The sequence below is a fragment of the Bifidobacterium sp. LH_558 genome (assembly GCF_056356295.1).
This window is the reverse complement of sequence record NZ_JBKETZ010000005.1, coordinates 1-14,089: the sequence shown is the minus strand read 5'-3', so window position 1 is coordinate 14,089 and position 14,089 is coordinate 1. Positions and strand designations below refer to the sequence as shown.

The window sequence follows — 14,089 nt, the reverse complement described above, 5'->3', positions numbered from 1 at the left end:
ACCTGAACGCAATCACATCCCTGAGGTATATATTCCGATGCGTATCGCACGCCGCTCATCGCGCGTCTCCCGTCTCGTCGCGCCCGGTTGTGCTCCGTGAGGCATCGTCCAATCCGCGGGGCATGGCGGCGATGAGGGCGCGGGTGTAGTCGGCCTGGGGATATTCCATCACCTCATCGGTGGTGCCGGATTCGAGAACGACGCCGCCGCGCATCACATACACGCGGTCCGACACCCGTCTGATGGTGTTCAGATCATGGGAGATGAACAATATCGATAATCCCAGTCGTTTCCGCAGTTCCAGCAGCGTCTCCAACACATGCGTCTGGATATTGGCGTCAAGCGCCGTGACCGCCTCGTCGGCGACCAGCACCGTCGGATCCGGTGCCAGGGCCCGCGCGATGGCGACGCGCTGGCATTGCCCGCCCGACAGAGTGCCCGGCTTGCGATCCAGCAGATGCGCCTCCACACCCACCTGTTTCGCCAGCGCGCGCACGGCGTCATCTCCGGCGTTTTTGTGCGAGACGCGCAACGCCTCCGCCAAAGTGGCGCGCACCGTCATTGTGGGATTCAACGATTCGTACGGGTTCTGGAACACCAGTTGCGCGCGTTCCCTCGACCACGCCCGCTCATCGCCGTCGCCATCGATGAACCGCACCGCGCCCTTATCAGGGCTTTCCAAACCCACCACGCACCGCGCTATGGTGGATTTGCCGGAACCCGATTCGCCGACCAGTCCGACGATCTCCCCGCGACGTACGGTGATGCTGACGTCACGCGCCGCCGGTTCGGCTTTCCCCGCGTACCATTTGCTCACATGGTCGACGCGCAGCGCATCGCCGGTCGCGGGCGCGGCGGCGTCGTTGCGCAGTCGGGCGCGAGCCTCCAACAACTCGCGGGTGTACTCGGATTGCGGATGGTGGAGGATCCGGTCGCGTTCGCCCGCCTCCACGACGCGCCCGTCGTGGAAGACGACGAGTCGATCCGCGTGTTCGGCGGCGAGGGCGAGATCATGGGTGATCAGCAGCAAGGTCATATGATGCCGTGCGCGCAAGGATTCCAGCAGATCCAACACCTCGCCCTGCGTCTGCGCGTCAAGCGCGGTGGTCGGCTCATCGGCGATCATCATCCGCGGCTGGGCGGCCAGAGCCGCCGCGATGGCCACGCGCTGCCTCATGCCGCCGGATAGTTCGTGAGGGTACGCGTCGAACACCTCACGACCAAGACCGACGTCGGCCAGCAAGCGTTCGGCCTGCCGTCTACGCTCGTTCCTCGGCAAGCGCGAACCGTCCATAACCTGTGGCCCGCAGCGCTTCAACGGATCGAGCGAGGAGAAGGAATCCTGCGGCAGCCACACCACCGTGCGTCCACGCACGCCGCGCCATGCCTTCTGAGAGCCGGAAAGTTCAATCGGCTCGCCGAACAGCTTGCATTCGCCACTGACGACGGCGGATGCCGGAAGAAGGCCCGATACCGCCTTGACGGTGATGGATTTGCCAGAGCCGGACGCGCCGACCACGGCCACCGTGGCATCCTGCGGCACATCCATATCGACGCCACGCACCACCGGCACCCCTCCGATGCTCACGTTCAGATTGCGCACCTCAAGTGCGACCGTCCGTTCGTTTTCGCACATCTCAGCGCTCCCCTCGTCCGAATCGTTCGGTAATCCAGTCGCCCACCACATTCAACGCCACCGAAACCAATATGATGGCCACTCCGGGCGCGATGGCCGCGGCGGGATTGTTGAACAGCAGGTTCCGGGCGTCCGACAGCTGGCGACCCCAGTCGTTGGATTGCGGCGAGACGCCGAGGCCGAGGAACGACAGCGACGAAAGCGAAACCAGAGCGTTGCTCATGTCCAGAAACAGCGCGGCGCCGACCAGCGGACGAATCACCGGAAAGAGATGACGGATCAGGATACGCGCGGAGCCCAACTGCAGCAGGCGGGCCGCATCAAGAAATGCGTCATGGATATGAGACAGCGCGCCGGAACGCACCAGACGAATCTCATACGGAGCGAACAACAGGATGAACACCATCACATTCGTCCAATACCCGCCGCCGATCACGCCGGCGACCACAATGGCCAACAGCAGCGTGGGCATGGACAGCATCAATTCGACCGTACGGGAGATCACCCAGTCCACCCAACCGCCGCACCATGCCGCAAGCAGTCCGAAAAACAGCCCCAACGCCATGGCGCCGCAGGCGATGACCACAGGTCCCGCAATGGCCGTGCGGGCACCGGCCAAAGTCAGTTTGAACACATCCCGGCCCAAAGCGTCGGTGCCCCACACATGCCCTTCGACACCCGGCGCGGCGGAGGAGAGCATGATGTCCTGGTCCAACGCGCCGCTGCTGAGCGCCGGAACGACGCTGAGCAGCGCCACAAGCGCCAACACCGCGAACGACAACACAAGCGGCAGCTCACGTATCGCCCGACGCCAGATCGAAACACGCCGGTTGGGCTTCGTCTCATAGGATGTCACGTCGCTCGAACACGAAACGACCGCACGGGTCGCGTCATCGCCCGGGTTCACATGCCGGTAGCCGCGGCGCAGCCAACGTCCGATACGCCCTCGCCTATCGAGGCCGGTAGGAATGCTCGTCACCGTCATGTCGTCACCGTCGCTTTCCGCTTCAGTTGGGAACGAAGTCCTGGCTGTCTGGCGTGGTCGCCCATGCGCCCACGCAATCTGGGATCCAGAAGAGTCGCGCACGCGTCCACGATCGCCGTAATCGTGCAGATCACGGCGGCGAGAATCAGCGTGATCGCCTGCACCGTGGGGATATCCTTGAACGTCACCGATTCCTGCAGCAGCGTGCCCACACCGCCGACCGAAAACACCGTTTCGACGATCACCGTCCCGGACACCAGCGTGGCGATCAGCAATCCGGACGAGGTGACGATCGGCAGCGACGCGTTGCGTAGCTGCCCCAACGTCACGCGGACGGCGCCGACCCCGCGCGAACGGGCGAACAGCGTGTAATCGGAATCGACCTGCTTGACCAGAGCGGCCCGCGCTATCTTTTCAACCGAAGCCACAAGACCCACGGACAGGGTGATCGAGGGCAGCAGCAGGTGGCGTATCGTATCCGCCACGGTGCCGTCTCCCAACCCGTAGATCGGGAACCAGCCGAGTCTGACCGACAGCACATACAGCAGCAACAGCCCCACCGCGAAGCTGGGTGCGGCCAGCCCCACCACCGCCAGCACCGTGATCAGCCGGTCCGGCCAGCGGCCGCTGCGCTTCGCCGCGACCACACCCAATGGCAGGCCGATGGCCAGCGCAATGGCCAGCGCCATCACCGCAAGGGCGAGGGTCACGCCGATGCGTTGGCCGATCATCTGGGAGACCGGCAGATGCGTGCGGATGGACACGCCAAGGTCTCCGCGCAGCATGTCGCCCAGCCAACGCAGATACTGCTGCCATACCGGTTCGTCCAGATGGTACTGAGCACGGATTGCCTCAAGCTGTTGCGCGCTCACGTTTTTCGCGCCGGCCAGAGCGCGCGCCGGATCGCTGCCGGTCAAGTACAGCAGGCCAAACGTCACCATGGACAGCACGACCAACAGCAGGATGAGATTGCCCAGTCGTTTGGCGAGAAACGTCAACCAGTTCACGATGCCTCACTGCGTGACGAAATCGGCGGCCCAATTGGTGCCCAGCCAATAGGTGCCCACGTCGTTAAGCGACACGCCCTGCCTGGTGGCGACCGCGGCCTCACCCCACCATGCCGGGGCGTAGATGTTCTGCTCGAGTGCGGTGCGGGTGGCGTCAAGCACCAATTCGAGCTTATCCGCGTTGCTGTCGAGCGAGCCCACCTGGTCGGTTTGCGCCGCCACATCCGCATCATCCCAATTGGCCGGATTGGTGCCGGTGCCGCCGGCCGCCAACAGCCAGGAGGTGATTTCGTTGGGCTGCGGGGTGGTGGGATTGTAGATCATCCAGGCCACACCCTGTTCGCCGTTGCCGACCTCGCTCAGCCACTGCTCGAGCGGAATCTCCTTGACCTCAAGCGTCACGCCGATCTCCTCAAGGCTTTCGGCGAGCGCCAGCGACGCCTGCCCCACCGCGGGGTATCCCGTCGGATAGGTCAGTGTGGTTTCGAAGCCATCCGGATGCGACGACTGGCTCAGTTCGTCACGCGCGGCGTCGAGGTCGTAGTCGGAGGTGCCGAGGTCCGTGACGGCGGCGCGGGCCTTGTCCACGTCGTTGTCGGTCCATCCGGCGAGCTGTTCCGGAGAATCGATACCGGTAGCCACTTCGCCATACCCTTTGAGGATGCCTTCGACCACGCCCTCCTTATCCAACGCATGGGCCACGGCCGCGCGCACATGGGGGTCGTCGAACGGCTCGACGCTCTGGTCGAAGGTCAGACCGTAATAGGAGCGGTCCGGATACGGGGTGACGGTGGCGCCATTGGTCTGCCACTGGTCCACGCTGGTCACGGGAACGTTGAAGGAGGCGTCCACCTGTCCGTCTTGGAAGGCGAGCTGGCGGGTGGAGTCCTCGGTGATGAAATCGACCCGCACGGTGTCGGGCCCGTCGTTCTCGCCCCAGTAGTCCGCGAACTTCTCCAGCGTGACGTGGCTGGACGGATCGAATTCGGTGACCTGATACGGGCCGGTGCCCACGATGAGGCTCTTGGCAGAGCCGTAATCGTCGCCCGCTTCGTCATGGAACTGCTTCGAGGTGACGAACAGGCCGGCGACGTTGGACACCTGCGTCGGGAAATCCGCATGCGGACCGGTCAAGGTGATGGTGATCTGGTCGTCCGCGGTTTTCTCGACGCTGCTGACGTAATCCGGCCAGTACACGGACAGTCCCGGAGACTGCTGCGGGTCGCGGGCCACATTGATGGAATCCAGCACGTCATCGGCGGTCAGGGTGCTGCCATCGTGCAGTTTGACGCCTTGGCGCAGGGTGAACACCCATACCGTGTTGTCGTCGGATTCCCACTTTTCGGCGAGCGCGGGAATCACTTCGCCGTTCTCGTCCACGCCGGTGAGGCCTTCCTGGTAGAGGGCGGCGAGCTGGTAGTTGGCGCTGCCGGCCTCTTGGTTCACGCTCAGCGTGCTCACTTCCGAGGCGGATGCCACGGTGAGGCTGCTCAGCGCCTCGCCGCTGGATTCGGACGCCGTCGCGTTCGCCGCCGTGGAGGCCGAGCTGCAGCCGCCCAGAGCCAAAGCCAAGGCGCATGTGGCCGCCAGCGGTGTGATGATGGTTTTCACGATGCCGTGAGATGTCACGATGATTTCCCTTCTTTGTGTTGTGGTGGCGACGGCTGGCGTATGCGCGAATCTCCCCAAGATCCGTGATGCGAAGCGCATGTGATTCACATGTCGGCATCACGGCCGTCCATTGCAACCATAGTGTGTGGGGCTATGGTTGACCAAACTGTAAATTTGTAGAAAAACGTTGGAATTTCAACGTTTTACAGCCTTCGATAGCTTATAGGTATAACGGATGCTCACGGTTGGGGATGTTCGGGCGCATCCGTTCGTCTCGGCGTTGTCTCGTCATTGTCTCGGCATACGCCAATGGCATGCCGGCCGGGTCGAGGTCGACCGGTTAGAGATGTCCGATTAAGAACGTCCGATCAGGAACGTCCGGTCAGGGGCCAGTCAGGAACGTCCGGTCAGACGAGCATATCCTCGTAGAGCGGGACGGGCACTTCCGCTCCCTTGCCCTCGTGCCGCGCGACCAGTCGCTCGTTGGCGATGGCGAACGCCTGGTCCAGATCCTCGATCAGGTCGCGTTTGTCCTCGATGCCCACGGCCAGACGGATCAGCTCGTCGGTGATGCCGACTTTGAGACGTTCCTCGCGGGGCAGTTCGAAATGCGTCATGCGCGCGGGGTATTCGGCGAGGCTTTCCACCGCGCCGAGGCTGACGGCGAGACGGAATACGGTGAGGTTGTCGAGCACGTCGCCGGGATCGACGCCATCTACAACTTCGAAGCTCAACACCCCACCCGCGCCGCGGAGCCCGTAATCGGCGAGGTCTCGCCCATCATCGGACGGCAGTCCCGGGTAATGCACCGCACTCACCAGCGGGTGGGCCAGCAGATATTCGGCGATGGCGAGCGCATTCTCCTGCTGGCGTTCCATACGCAGCGCGAGGGTCTGGATGCCGCGGCGCACGGCGTCGCATTCCGCGGGTGCGAGCACGCCGCCCAGCCGGTTGAGCGCGAAGTACAGTCGGTTGCCGAGCGCTTCGTTGTTGACCACTGCCAAGCCGGCGTTCACGTCGGAATGGCCGGCCAGATATTTGGTGGCGGAATGGATGACCACGTCCGCGCCCAAATCGAGCGGCTTCTGCAGGTACGGGGTCACGAATGTGTTGTCGACGATCGCCAGCGCGTCGTAATGGTGGGCGATGTCGGCGATCCGCCGCACATCGTTGATCTCAAGCAGCGGATTGGTGAGCACCTCGAAATACACGGCCTTCGCGGGCGTGACTCCGTTCGTCGGATCTCCGGCGACCGCGCGTTCCAGCGCTTCGGCGTCGCGGGTGTCCACCTGGTCGACGATCAGCCCCCATCGGGTGAAATACTCGTGGAACAGCGAATAGGTGCCGCCGTAGATGTTGCGCCCCACGACGATGCGATCGCCGGGAGCGAAGATGGATAGCACGGCGTGGATGGCGGCCAGGCCGGAGGCGAAGGCGAATCCTCGTGTGCCGTGCTCGAGTTGGGCGATCTGGCGTTCGAGGAAGTCGCGTGTGGGGTTGCCGCTGCGCGCGTAATCATAGCGGGGCATGGCGTCGACCGATTCGAAAGCGTAGGTCGTGGAGTTGTAGATCGGCGGATTGACGGCTCCGGTGGTGTTGTCGTTCACCGGCAGTCCATGAACCAGCTGTGTGTTGAAACGTGCCATGGCACCCCCTTTGTTGGTGATTGTTCGCGCAGACCCCTTCCGCGCGAGAGTGGTTTCACCATAACAACGAATTTCGGCGTGCAGGCCGGCGTGGCTATATGGGTTGCTTATGGAGGGTTCAAGCGGTGGTCGCACGGACGACCGACACCCGACGCTTCGTGCGACCTTTTCGCACGGAACCTCACTCCATCCACCCGAAAACCACACATGGCCTCACATAACAAAATGGCGTGATTCCAAGGAATCACGCCATTTCATATGCTTTTCATGTGCGTTTCGCACCCTAAACTAGGGTCGCACGGAAACACTCAAGAAAGAGGCCCGTGCGAAGGGGCCAATCAGACCTGGCCGCCCTCCACGACGATGTCGTCGGGATCCACCTCGTCGCCGTAGACCGGCTGGAGGGTCTCCTCATAGTCGTTGTGGAAGAAGTTCTCATCGGCGAGCGAGGCGATCTCGTCGTTGATGAAGTCGAGCAGCTCCGTGTTGCCCTTCTGCACGGCGGGCGCGATGGTGTCCACGTCGCCCAGGCTGGTCACGCCCACGGTGAAGCCCTCATTGGACTTGGCCCAGGCGAGCACCTCGGTGTTGTCGGTGGAGAAGGCGTCGCCGCGGCCGTCGAGCAGCGCGTTGTAGGCGTCGGCGTACTGGTCGTACTTCTGCAGGGTCACGTTCGGATAGTTCTCCTCGAAGTAGGTTTCGGCGGTGGTGCCCTTGACCACGATCAGGGTTTTGCCGTCCAGCTCGCTCACGTCCGAGATCACGGCGGATTCGGGCGAGACGATGCCGAGCGAGACCTTCATGTACGGGTCGGCGAAGTCGACCTTCTCGGCGCGCTCGTCGGTGACGGTGAAGTTGGCGAGCACCACGTCCACCTTGTTGGAGGTCAGCACGTCCACGCGGGCGGCGGCGTCCACGGAGGTGTATTCGGGTTCGACGCCGAGGTCTTCGGCGAGACGTTCGGCGAACACCACGTCATATCCGGCGTAGTTGCCGTCGGCATCCACGTAGCCGAACGGCGCCTTGTCGGAGAACACGGCGATCTTGAGCACGCCGGACTCCTTGATCTCGTCAAGCGTGCGCGCGGTCGCGGAGGTCGTGGCCGAAGCGTCGTCGGAGGCGCTGTCGCTCGGCGTGCCGGCGGACGGACCGCAGGCGGCGAGCGAGCCCGCCATGATCAGCGCGGCCGAGGCGGCGAGCAGGGCTTTGAATGGTTTGGTCAATGATGCGTTCATGGCATCTCCTTCTCTTGGGTGTGGTTGTTGAGGGGTAAGTAGGTATGCGGAGGCGACGCTTGGGGCGTCTCTTCCGACAAGTATGACGTGCGATTGTGTCGCGATTGTTGTGCACCCGTTACCGCCGGGCCGGGCGGCCGGTCAGTGTTCCGCGCGTTCGAATTCGAAGGTGCGCAGGAACTGCCGTGCCCGCTCGGTTCGCGGCTGGGTGAAGAAACACTCCGGATCGTCGGATTGTTCGACGATCGCTCCGTCCTCCAGCAGCACGACGTGGTCGGCGATGGCGCGGGCGAACCGCATCTCGTGCGTGACGATCAGCATGGTCTGCCCCTGCTTCGCAAGGTCGAGGATCACGTCGAGCACCTCGCGCACCATCTCCGGGTCGAGCGCGGCGGTCACCTCGTCGAAGAGCAGCACTTCCGGATGCAGGATCAACGCGCGACAGATGGCCACGCGCTGGCGCTGTCCGCCGGACAGTTCGTGGGGCCATGCGTCCTTACGGTCGGCCAGTCCGACGCGTTCGAGCAACCGCACGGCTTCGGCTTCCACCTCGGCCTTGTCGCGTTTGAGCACGATGGTCGGGGCGAGGGTGAGGTTGCCGAGCACGGTTTTGTTCGGGAACAGGTCGTAGCTTTGGAACACCATGCCGATGCGCGTGCGCAGTTCGCTGCCGCGGTCGGAGCGTCCGGATTTCTCGCTGCCGGGTTTGCCGGTTTCGATGATCTGATCGTCCAGCGCGATGGTGCCGCCTTGGATCGGCTCGAGCCCGGCGATGGTGCGCAGCAGGGTCGATTTGCCCGATCCGGACGGGCCGACGACCACCAGCACCTGTCCTTTCGGCACGCTGAGCGAGATGCCGTCGAGCACCGGATGGTCGGCGTTGGCGTACTGCTTGGTCAGACCGGTCAGGGTCAGCGCGGCCGGAGCCTCGGCACCGGCGTCCGACTGGATCGCGGTCGCGTTGGTCTTGGTTGCGTCAGCCATTGGCCCACCTCTTTTCGAGCCTGCGGGCCACGATCGACAGCGGCCAGCACACGATGAAATACATGAAGAAGATCGCGCCATACACCCACAGCGTGCCGTCGGGGTATTGGAAGCGGTTCACGTCGATGATCTGCTGACCCACCTTGATGACCTCCACCACGCCGAGCAGCACGGCCAAAGACGTGGTTTTGACGATGCGGGTGGCGAGGTTCACCGACGCGGGCAGCATGCGACGCACGGCCTGCGGCAGAATCACGCGAACGAAGGTCTGCCACGGGCTCAATCCCAACACATACGCGGACTCGTACTGCGCCTTGGGAATCGAGGTGAGCGCGCCGCGCACGAGGTCGCCCAGCTCGGCGCCGCCCCACAGCACGAACACGAGCACGCAGGCGCCGGTCGCGTCGAGATTCCAGTCGAACCAGCGGGCGAAACCGTAGTAGGCGAGGAACAGCAGGGCGAGCTGCGGCATGATGCGGATGAAATCGAGGTACACGCGCATGACGGCGCGCACGAGCGGATTGCGCAGCGTCATCAGCCAGCCGACCAGCAGGCCGACGGGAACGGACGCGCCCACGGAGACGCCCGCGATCCACACGGTGACCCACAGGCCTTGCAGCAGTCGCGGGAACACACCCGGCTGCAGGAGGATCTCAGCGCTTTGCATAGTCGAACCTCCTTTCGAGCCAGGTGCCGAACAGCGAAATCGGAAGCAGGATGACCAGGTAGGCCACGACGAGCATGAACAGCGATTCGTAGGTGCTGTAGTACATGCCGATCAGGTCTTTGGCCATATACATCACATCGGCGAGCGCGATGGCGGAGACGACGGAGGATTCCTTGATGAGGAAGATCACGTTGGCGACCACGCCCGGTACGGCGGTGGAGACGGCTTGCGGCAGCACCACGCGGGTGAGCGACTGCATGGGGTTCAGGCCCAGCACATACGCGGTCTCGCGCTGCACGTCGGGCACGGCTTCGAGGCCGCCGCGGATGGCTTCGGCCATATAGGAGCCGCCGAGGAAACCGAGCCCCACGATGGCGCAGGTTTCGGCGGACCAGACGATGCCCAGTTTCGGCAGGCCGAAGTAGAGGAAGTAGAGCTGCACCAGCAGCGGGGTGTTGCGGCTGAGCTCGATGTAGACGCGCACGATCTGGCGCGCGACCGGGATGCGCGCGGTGTCGATGCCGGCGCAGACCAGGCCGACCGCGATGGCGAGCAGGATGCCGAATACGGAGATGAACAGCGTCATCAGGGTGCCGGAGACGAAGAAGGGCGCGTAACGCTCGACGAATGTCCAATCGAACATGGGCGTTGGCTCCTTTCCTGGTCTCTATCTCTCGTTGGTCCGTGTGGCGTCACGTTCGGCCGTCTTGCGTATCGGCGCGGCGACCGGCTTGGCGCGGGGCCCCGCCCGTGTGACGGGCGGCCGTTCCGGCGTGTGTGTGCTCGCCCGCCCGTGTTCGCCCGCCGTGGCAAGTCGCTTTATTGTGACACACGCCTGCGCGTTATGCCCTATGCGAAGCAGGCATATGCCCGCATACGCGAAAGTCATAGTACGTGGCGCACGCAGGGTTTGCGGCGGCGTGGCTATAGGCGTTGCTTATAGACCGTGCAACCGCGTTTGCGCCGCGTTCCTGTCGCGCCCGGCATGCCGCGCCCCAGCATGCCGCGTGCGGATGCCGGACTGCGTGCCGCACGAATGCGGCTGGCCCACGGCTCCTCAGTCCCCGCGTATGGCGACGTGAGGAGCGGGACTCCACCACCACGCCGTACGACATGGTCCACGACGTTTCGGCCCCACGTATGGCGACGCAACCGTGTAATCTCAGGCTACTGAAATACCGCTAGATTGGTGGTAAACACTGCCCACAGTATGAGACGTCCGTTCCCCGAACGAAAGAGGCATTATGGAAGTCACCACCGCGATCACCTCACTGCATGATTCCGTCCAAACCCCTGTGTTCGTCGTGCTGCACGGGTGGGGTGCCGACGAGCGGGATCTGCCCGATCTGCTGAACTACTGCGCGCGGGGCGCGGATTATGCGTCGTTGCGCGCGCCGATCGCGTACGGCATGGGATACACGTGGTTTGGCGAGTGGGCGCATGAGGGCGCGCCGGAGGGCGAGTCGCTCGACCGTCAGGCCTTGCAGGCGGCCGAGGCGGTGGATCGGTGGGTCGCCGAGCATATCCCCGCCGACCGCAAGGTAGTGATGATGGGCTTCTCGCAGGGCGGACTGCTGGCGGCGCACATGCTGAGGCTGAATCCGTCGCGCTATATGGCCGCGGTCGCCTTCTCCGGATGGCTCGCGCCGGGCGCGCTGCCGGGCGACGAAACCTTGGCCGAGTCGAAACCGCCGGTATTCTACGGGCGCGGCGCGCTCGACCCGATTTTCTCAGGCGACGAGGTCGCGGCCATGTCCGACTTCTGGGGCGGGCACGGCACGCTGGACGAGCACGTCTATCCCGGTGTGGCGCACGGTATCTGCATGGATGAGATGCGCGATGTGGCAAAATTCCTGGAACGAATCGGCGCCGTACGACCAACGATCTGGTAGTCCCGCCGCCGCGCTCCCGCCGTGCCCACCGTCATGCCGAGCGCACCTCATCGTCATGCCGAGCGTAGTCGAGGCATCTCATCCCAAGCTCTGGTCTTTGCGCGCCCGCTCCTCTATGATGGCAATCATGTCTCAATCTGCCGCTTCCCACCGCACATCCGTCCGCCTATGGATTCCCGACCAGCCCGGCGCTTGGGCGATGGCGCTGCTGCCCGCCATCGCGGGAATCGCGCTCACCGGCGCCAATCCCACGAATCTGTGGCTTTTGGGCTTGTGGCTGCTGTGCTATTGCACGCAGTTCACCGCCGCCCGGTGGGTGAAGTCGCGGTTCCGCAAACGCTACCGTCTGCCGGCGTTGGTGTATGGCGCGGTGCTGGTGGTGCTGGGCGTGCCATTCGTGGTGATGCATCCGCACGTGCTGATATGGGCGCCGCTGTATGTGGTACTGCTCGCGCTGTCGATGCTGGCCGCATGGCGTAGGCAGGAGCGGACTTTGTGGGGCAATGGGGTGGCGATCGTCGCCGCGTGCGCGATGGCCGTGGTCACCGCGTCGTTCGGTGCGGATGTCGTGGCCGGTGTGATGCCGATGTCCGAGGGAGCGCCGCTGGAGCAGTATCTTACGAACGTGTATCCACCGTTCCCGCGCATCGGCGTTCTTGCAGCGCTTCTGTTCGCCGTGACGCAGTTCGGGTCGGTGCTGTTCGTCAAAACGATGATTCGCGAGCGCGGCAGTGTGCCGTATCTCGTCGCGTCGATCACATGGCATGTGGGGATGGTCATCGGCGGTTTCGTGTTATCCCCCGCGCTCGGCGGCACCGCGCTGGTGTTGCTGGCCCGCGCTGTGGCGCTGCCGCTGATCGCCAACAAACGCACGCTCAAACCGATTGTTCCCGGACTGATCGAGCTGTTCGCCAGTCTGCTGACCTTCGCGACGATCATCATGTCCGTGCCATGGCTGGCGATCTAGCGCTGGATGACGATATCCCGTCCCATAATTGGGACCATGCCTACGATTCGTCATGCCTCGCTTGCCGACCTTGATGCCATCGCCGCCGTGGAGATGGCTTGCTTCCCCGCCGCCGAAGCCGCGACCAAAGAAGGACTTCACGCCCGACTGGAAGTTTACCCCGACTTTTTCTGGCTGCTGACGGAGGATGGGCAGGGCGGAGACATCATCTCATTCATCAACGGATTCGCCACGGACAGCCCCGACCTGACTGACGACATGTATGAGGATGCGACGCTGCATGATCCGCATGGCGCATGGCAGATGATCTTCGGCGTGGACACCGCGCCCCAATACCAGCATCAGGGCCACGCCGGCACCGTGATGCGCCAGGTCATCGCCGACGCCAGCGCTGCCGGCCGCCGCGGACTGGTTCTCACCTGCAAGGAACCCCTCATCGGCTTCTACGCCCAATTCGGCTTCCTCGACGAAGGCGTCTCCGACTCCACCCACGGCAACGTAACCTGGCACCAAATGCGCCTGACGTTCTAGAAGCCGATGTGTCCGGAACGGTTGTGCAGCGTCGGCTCCTCATCGAGTGTGACCGGATCGAATGACGCCGGATCATCGACAAAGCGCTCAATCAACCGCCATTGCCTGCGTGAGATGCCGATACGGTCATCGGGACGGACCATCAACACCGGTGCCGTCGGGTTTAACGATTCCAACTGCATCGCCACACTGTCATAGCATTCTTCATCATCGATCCAGACGATTGGCGCGGGACCATCGGACTGGCGTTCAGCCTCAACTCGGCGAAACACCGTTCCGCGTTTGCCAGTGAGACGTCCCTGACCGGAAACCGGGTCATACCAAGTCACCGTGTCGACGATTTCCGGATCCCAACCCAAGGTTTCATTCAGTGCAGCCGTGAACGGCTGCCACGTCGACAGCCAATTCAGCTCGATATTCCCCTCCGAGGCCATTGCGTGCAGCGCATCGGTCAGCTCATCCGACCAGCGAACCCGAAACTTGCCCATAGGAGTCGGCACTCGTCTTGTTCGATCCAGAAGGAACGCATTACCCACGTCGTACAGCGTTTTGCGCGGGTCGCCGTCCTTCAGCCAATCCAGATGCGCCTGCCCTCCGCGACGCAACACCTTGTCATCCGGAAAAGCATTCAGCACCCCATCAAAGTCGGTATACACAACCGGTTTCGCCATCATCCCTCCCCACAGCACTTCAAAACACACGTCTACGCGTAATAGGAATAATCCGCATCATACCGCCGATATCCGGCGTTGCCTCGCGAGCTAAGCTACATTTAACTCGATAAATGTAGCTTAGCGAATTTTAAGCAACAGATATCGCCATCGACGTTCGTCGTAATGTTTGAGCGCGAAATTGGATTCCGTTCGTCATAAATAATGAGCGCGAAATCCCGCGCGGCCCGCGTCGTTCGCGGGGATGCTTGCCTTAT

General features: G+C 63.3%; 13 protein-coding genes. 3 read left to right on the top strand and 10 right to left on the bottom strand.

Annotated elements, in window-relative coordinates:
* Nucleotides 1–55: 55 nt before the first annotated feature.
* From AC1AV0_RS07400 to AC1AV0_RS07360, 9 genes are all read right to left on the bottom strand, one after another.
* On the bottom strand, nucleotides 56–1,636 hold the full coding sequence (locus AC1AV0_RS07400; protein WP_476572625.1) for an ABC transporter ATP-binding protein: 1,581 nt from the start codon (nucleotides 1,634–1,636) through the stop codon (nucleotides 56–58).
* 1 nt (nucleotide 1,637) lies between these two features.
* The gene (locus AC1AV0_RS07395) at nucleotides 1,638–2,621 is read right to left on the bottom strand and encodes an ABC transporter permease (RefSeq protein ID WP_476572623.1); all 984 of its coding nucleotides are present in this window, start codon (nucleotides 2,619–2,621) and stop codon (nucleotides 1,638–1,640) included.
* Nucleotides 2,618–3,628 carry an ABC transporter permease gene (locus tag AC1AV0_RS07390; protein WP_476572621.1) on the bottom strand — a complete coding sequence of 337 codons (1,011 nt, stop codon included), beginning with the start codon at nucleotides 3,626–3,628 and terminating at the stop codon, nucleotides 2,618–2,620. The genes AC1AV0_RS07395 and AC1AV0_RS07390 overlap by 4 nt, the downstream gene beginning before the upstream one ends.
* A gap of 6 nt (nucleotides 3,629–3,634) precedes the next feature.
* Entirely contained in the window at nucleotides 3,635–5,257 is a 1,623-nt protein-coding gene (locus AC1AV0_RS07385) for an ABC transporter substrate-binding protein (protein WP_476572619.1), read from the bottom strand.
* 389 nt (nucleotides 5,258–5,646) lie between these two features.
* Nucleotides 5,647–6,885: a trans-sulfuration enzyme family protein gene (locus tag AC1AV0_RS07380; protein WP_476572617.1), complete on the bottom strand. Its 1,239-nt coding sequence runs from the start codon at nucleotides 6,883–6,885 to the stop codon at nucleotides 5,647–5,649.
* Nucleotides 6,886–7,223: 338 nt separating this feature from the next.
* Complete coding sequence (locus AC1AV0_RS07375; protein ID WP_476572615.1) at nucleotides 7,224–8,120, bottom strand: cysteine ABC transporter substrate-binding protein; 897 nt, start codon at nucleotides 8,118–8,120, stop codon at nucleotides 7,224–7,226.
* 141 nt (nucleotides 8,121–8,261) lie between these two features.
* The gene (locus AC1AV0_RS07370) at nucleotides 8,262–9,104 is read right to left on the bottom strand and encodes an amino acid ABC transporter ATP-binding protein (protein WP_476572613.1); all 843 of its coding nucleotides are present in this window, start codon (nucleotides 9,102–9,104) and stop codon (nucleotides 8,262–8,264) included.
* Complete coding sequence (locus tag AC1AV0_RS07365; RefSeq protein ID WP_476572610.1) at nucleotides 9,097–9,771, bottom strand: amino acid ABC transporter permease; 675 nt, start codon at nucleotides 9,769–9,771, stop codon at nucleotides 9,097–9,099. Before AC1AV0_RS07365 ends, AC1AV0_RS07370 begins: the two co-directional genes overlap by 8 nt.
* Nucleotides 9,758–10,414, bottom strand: coding sequence for an amino acid ABC transporter permease (locus tag AC1AV0_RS07360; RefSeq protein WP_476572608.1), 657 nt, complete (start codon nucleotides 10,412–10,414; stop codon nucleotides 9,758–9,760). The genes AC1AV0_RS07365 and AC1AV0_RS07360 overlap by 14 nt, the downstream gene beginning before the upstream one ends.
* Before the next feature lie 601 nt (nucleotides 10,415–11,015).
* On the opposite strand from AC1AV0_RS07360, the gene AC1AV0_RS07355 reads away from it, so the two are divergent.
* The 3 genes from AC1AV0_RS07355 to AC1AV0_RS07345 all read left to right on the top strand — a co-directional run bounded on the left by AC1AV0_RS07355 (nucleotide 11,016) and on the right by AC1AV0_RS07345 (nucleotide 13,161).
* Nucleotides 11,016–11,663 carry an alpha/beta hydrolase gene (locus AC1AV0_RS07355; RefSeq protein WP_476572606.1) on the top strand — a complete coding sequence of 216 codons (648 nt, stop codon included), beginning with the start codon at nucleotides 11,016–11,018 and terminating at the stop codon, nucleotides 11,661–11,663.
* A gap of 127 nt (nucleotides 11,664–11,790) precedes the next feature.
* Nucleotides 11,791–12,630 carry a YwiC-like family protein gene (locus AC1AV0_RS07350; protein ID WP_476572603.1) on the top strand — a complete coding sequence of 280 codons (840 nt, stop codon included), beginning with the start codon at nucleotides 11,791–11,793 and terminating at the stop codon, nucleotides 12,628–12,630.
* A 36-nt stretch (nucleotides 12,631–12,666) separates the two neighbouring features.
* Nucleotides 12,667–13,161: a GNAT family N-acetyltransferase gene (locus tag AC1AV0_RS07345; protein WP_094725420.1), complete on the top strand. Its 495-nt coding sequence runs from the start codon at nucleotides 12,667–12,669 to the stop codon at nucleotides 13,159–13,161.
* On the opposite strand, the gene AC1AV0_RS07340 is transcribed toward AC1AV0_RS07345, so the two are convergent.
* Complete coding sequence (locus AC1AV0_RS07340) at nucleotides 13,158–13,832, bottom strand: hypothetical protein (RefSeq protein WP_072726867.1); 675 nt, start codon at nucleotides 13,830–13,832, stop codon at nucleotides 13,158–13,160. The two genes, AC1AV0_RS07345 and AC1AV0_RS07340, sit on opposite strands and share 4 nt — an antisense overlap.
* Between the last annotated feature and the right edge of the window lie 257 nt (nucleotides 13,833–14,089).

What these genes read in the sequence shown, in the direction of transcription:
- AC1AV0_RS07380 (WP_476572617.1), bottom strand. Translation starts at nt 6,885, where the DNA reads ATGGCACGTTTCAACACACAGCTGGTTCATGGACTGCCGGTGAACGAC.
- AC1AV0_RS07355 (WP_476572606.1), top strand. Translation starts at nt 11,016, where the DNA reads ATGGAAGTCACCACCGCGATCACCTCACTGCATGATTCCGTCCAAACC.
- AC1AV0_RS07375 (WP_476572615.1), bottom strand. Translation starts at nt 8,120, where the DNA reads ATGAACGCATCATTGACCAAACCATTCAAAGCCCTGCTCGCCGCCTCG.
- AC1AV0_RS07345 (WP_094725420.1), top strand. Translation starts at nt 12,667, where the DNA reads ATGCCTACGATTCGTCATGCCTCGCTTGCCGACCTTGATGCCATCGCC.
- AC1AV0_RS07340 (WP_072726867.1), bottom strand. Translation starts at nt 13,832, where the DNA reads ATGGCGAAACCGGTTGTGTATACCGACTTTGATGGGGTGCTGAATGCT.
- AC1AV0_RS07350 (WP_476572603.1), top strand. Translation starts at nt 11,791, where the DNA reads ATGTCTCAATCTGCCGCTTCCCACCGCACATCCGTCCGCCTATGGATT.
- AC1AV0_RS07365 (WP_476572610.1), bottom strand. Translation starts at nt 9,771, where the DNA reads ATGCAAAGCGCTGAGATCCTCCTGCAGCCGGGTGTGTTCCCGCGACTG.
- AC1AV0_RS07370 (WP_476572613.1), bottom strand. Translation starts at nt 9,104, where the DNA reads ATGGCTGACGCAACCAAGACCAACGCGACCGCGATCCAGTCGGACGCC.
- AC1AV0_RS07400 (WP_476572625.1), bottom strand. Translation starts at nt 1,636, where the DNA reads ATGTGCGAAAACGAACGGACGGTCGCACTTGAGGTGCGCAATCTGAAC.
- AC1AV0_RS07360 (WP_476572608.1), bottom strand. Translation starts at nt 10,414, where the DNA reads ATGTTCGATTGGACATTCGTCGAGCGTTACGCGCCCTTCTTCGTCTCC.
- AC1AV0_RS07395 (WP_476572623.1), bottom strand. Translation starts at nt 2,621, where the DNA reads ATGACGGTGACGAGCATTCCTACCGGCCTCGATAGGCGAGGGCGTATC.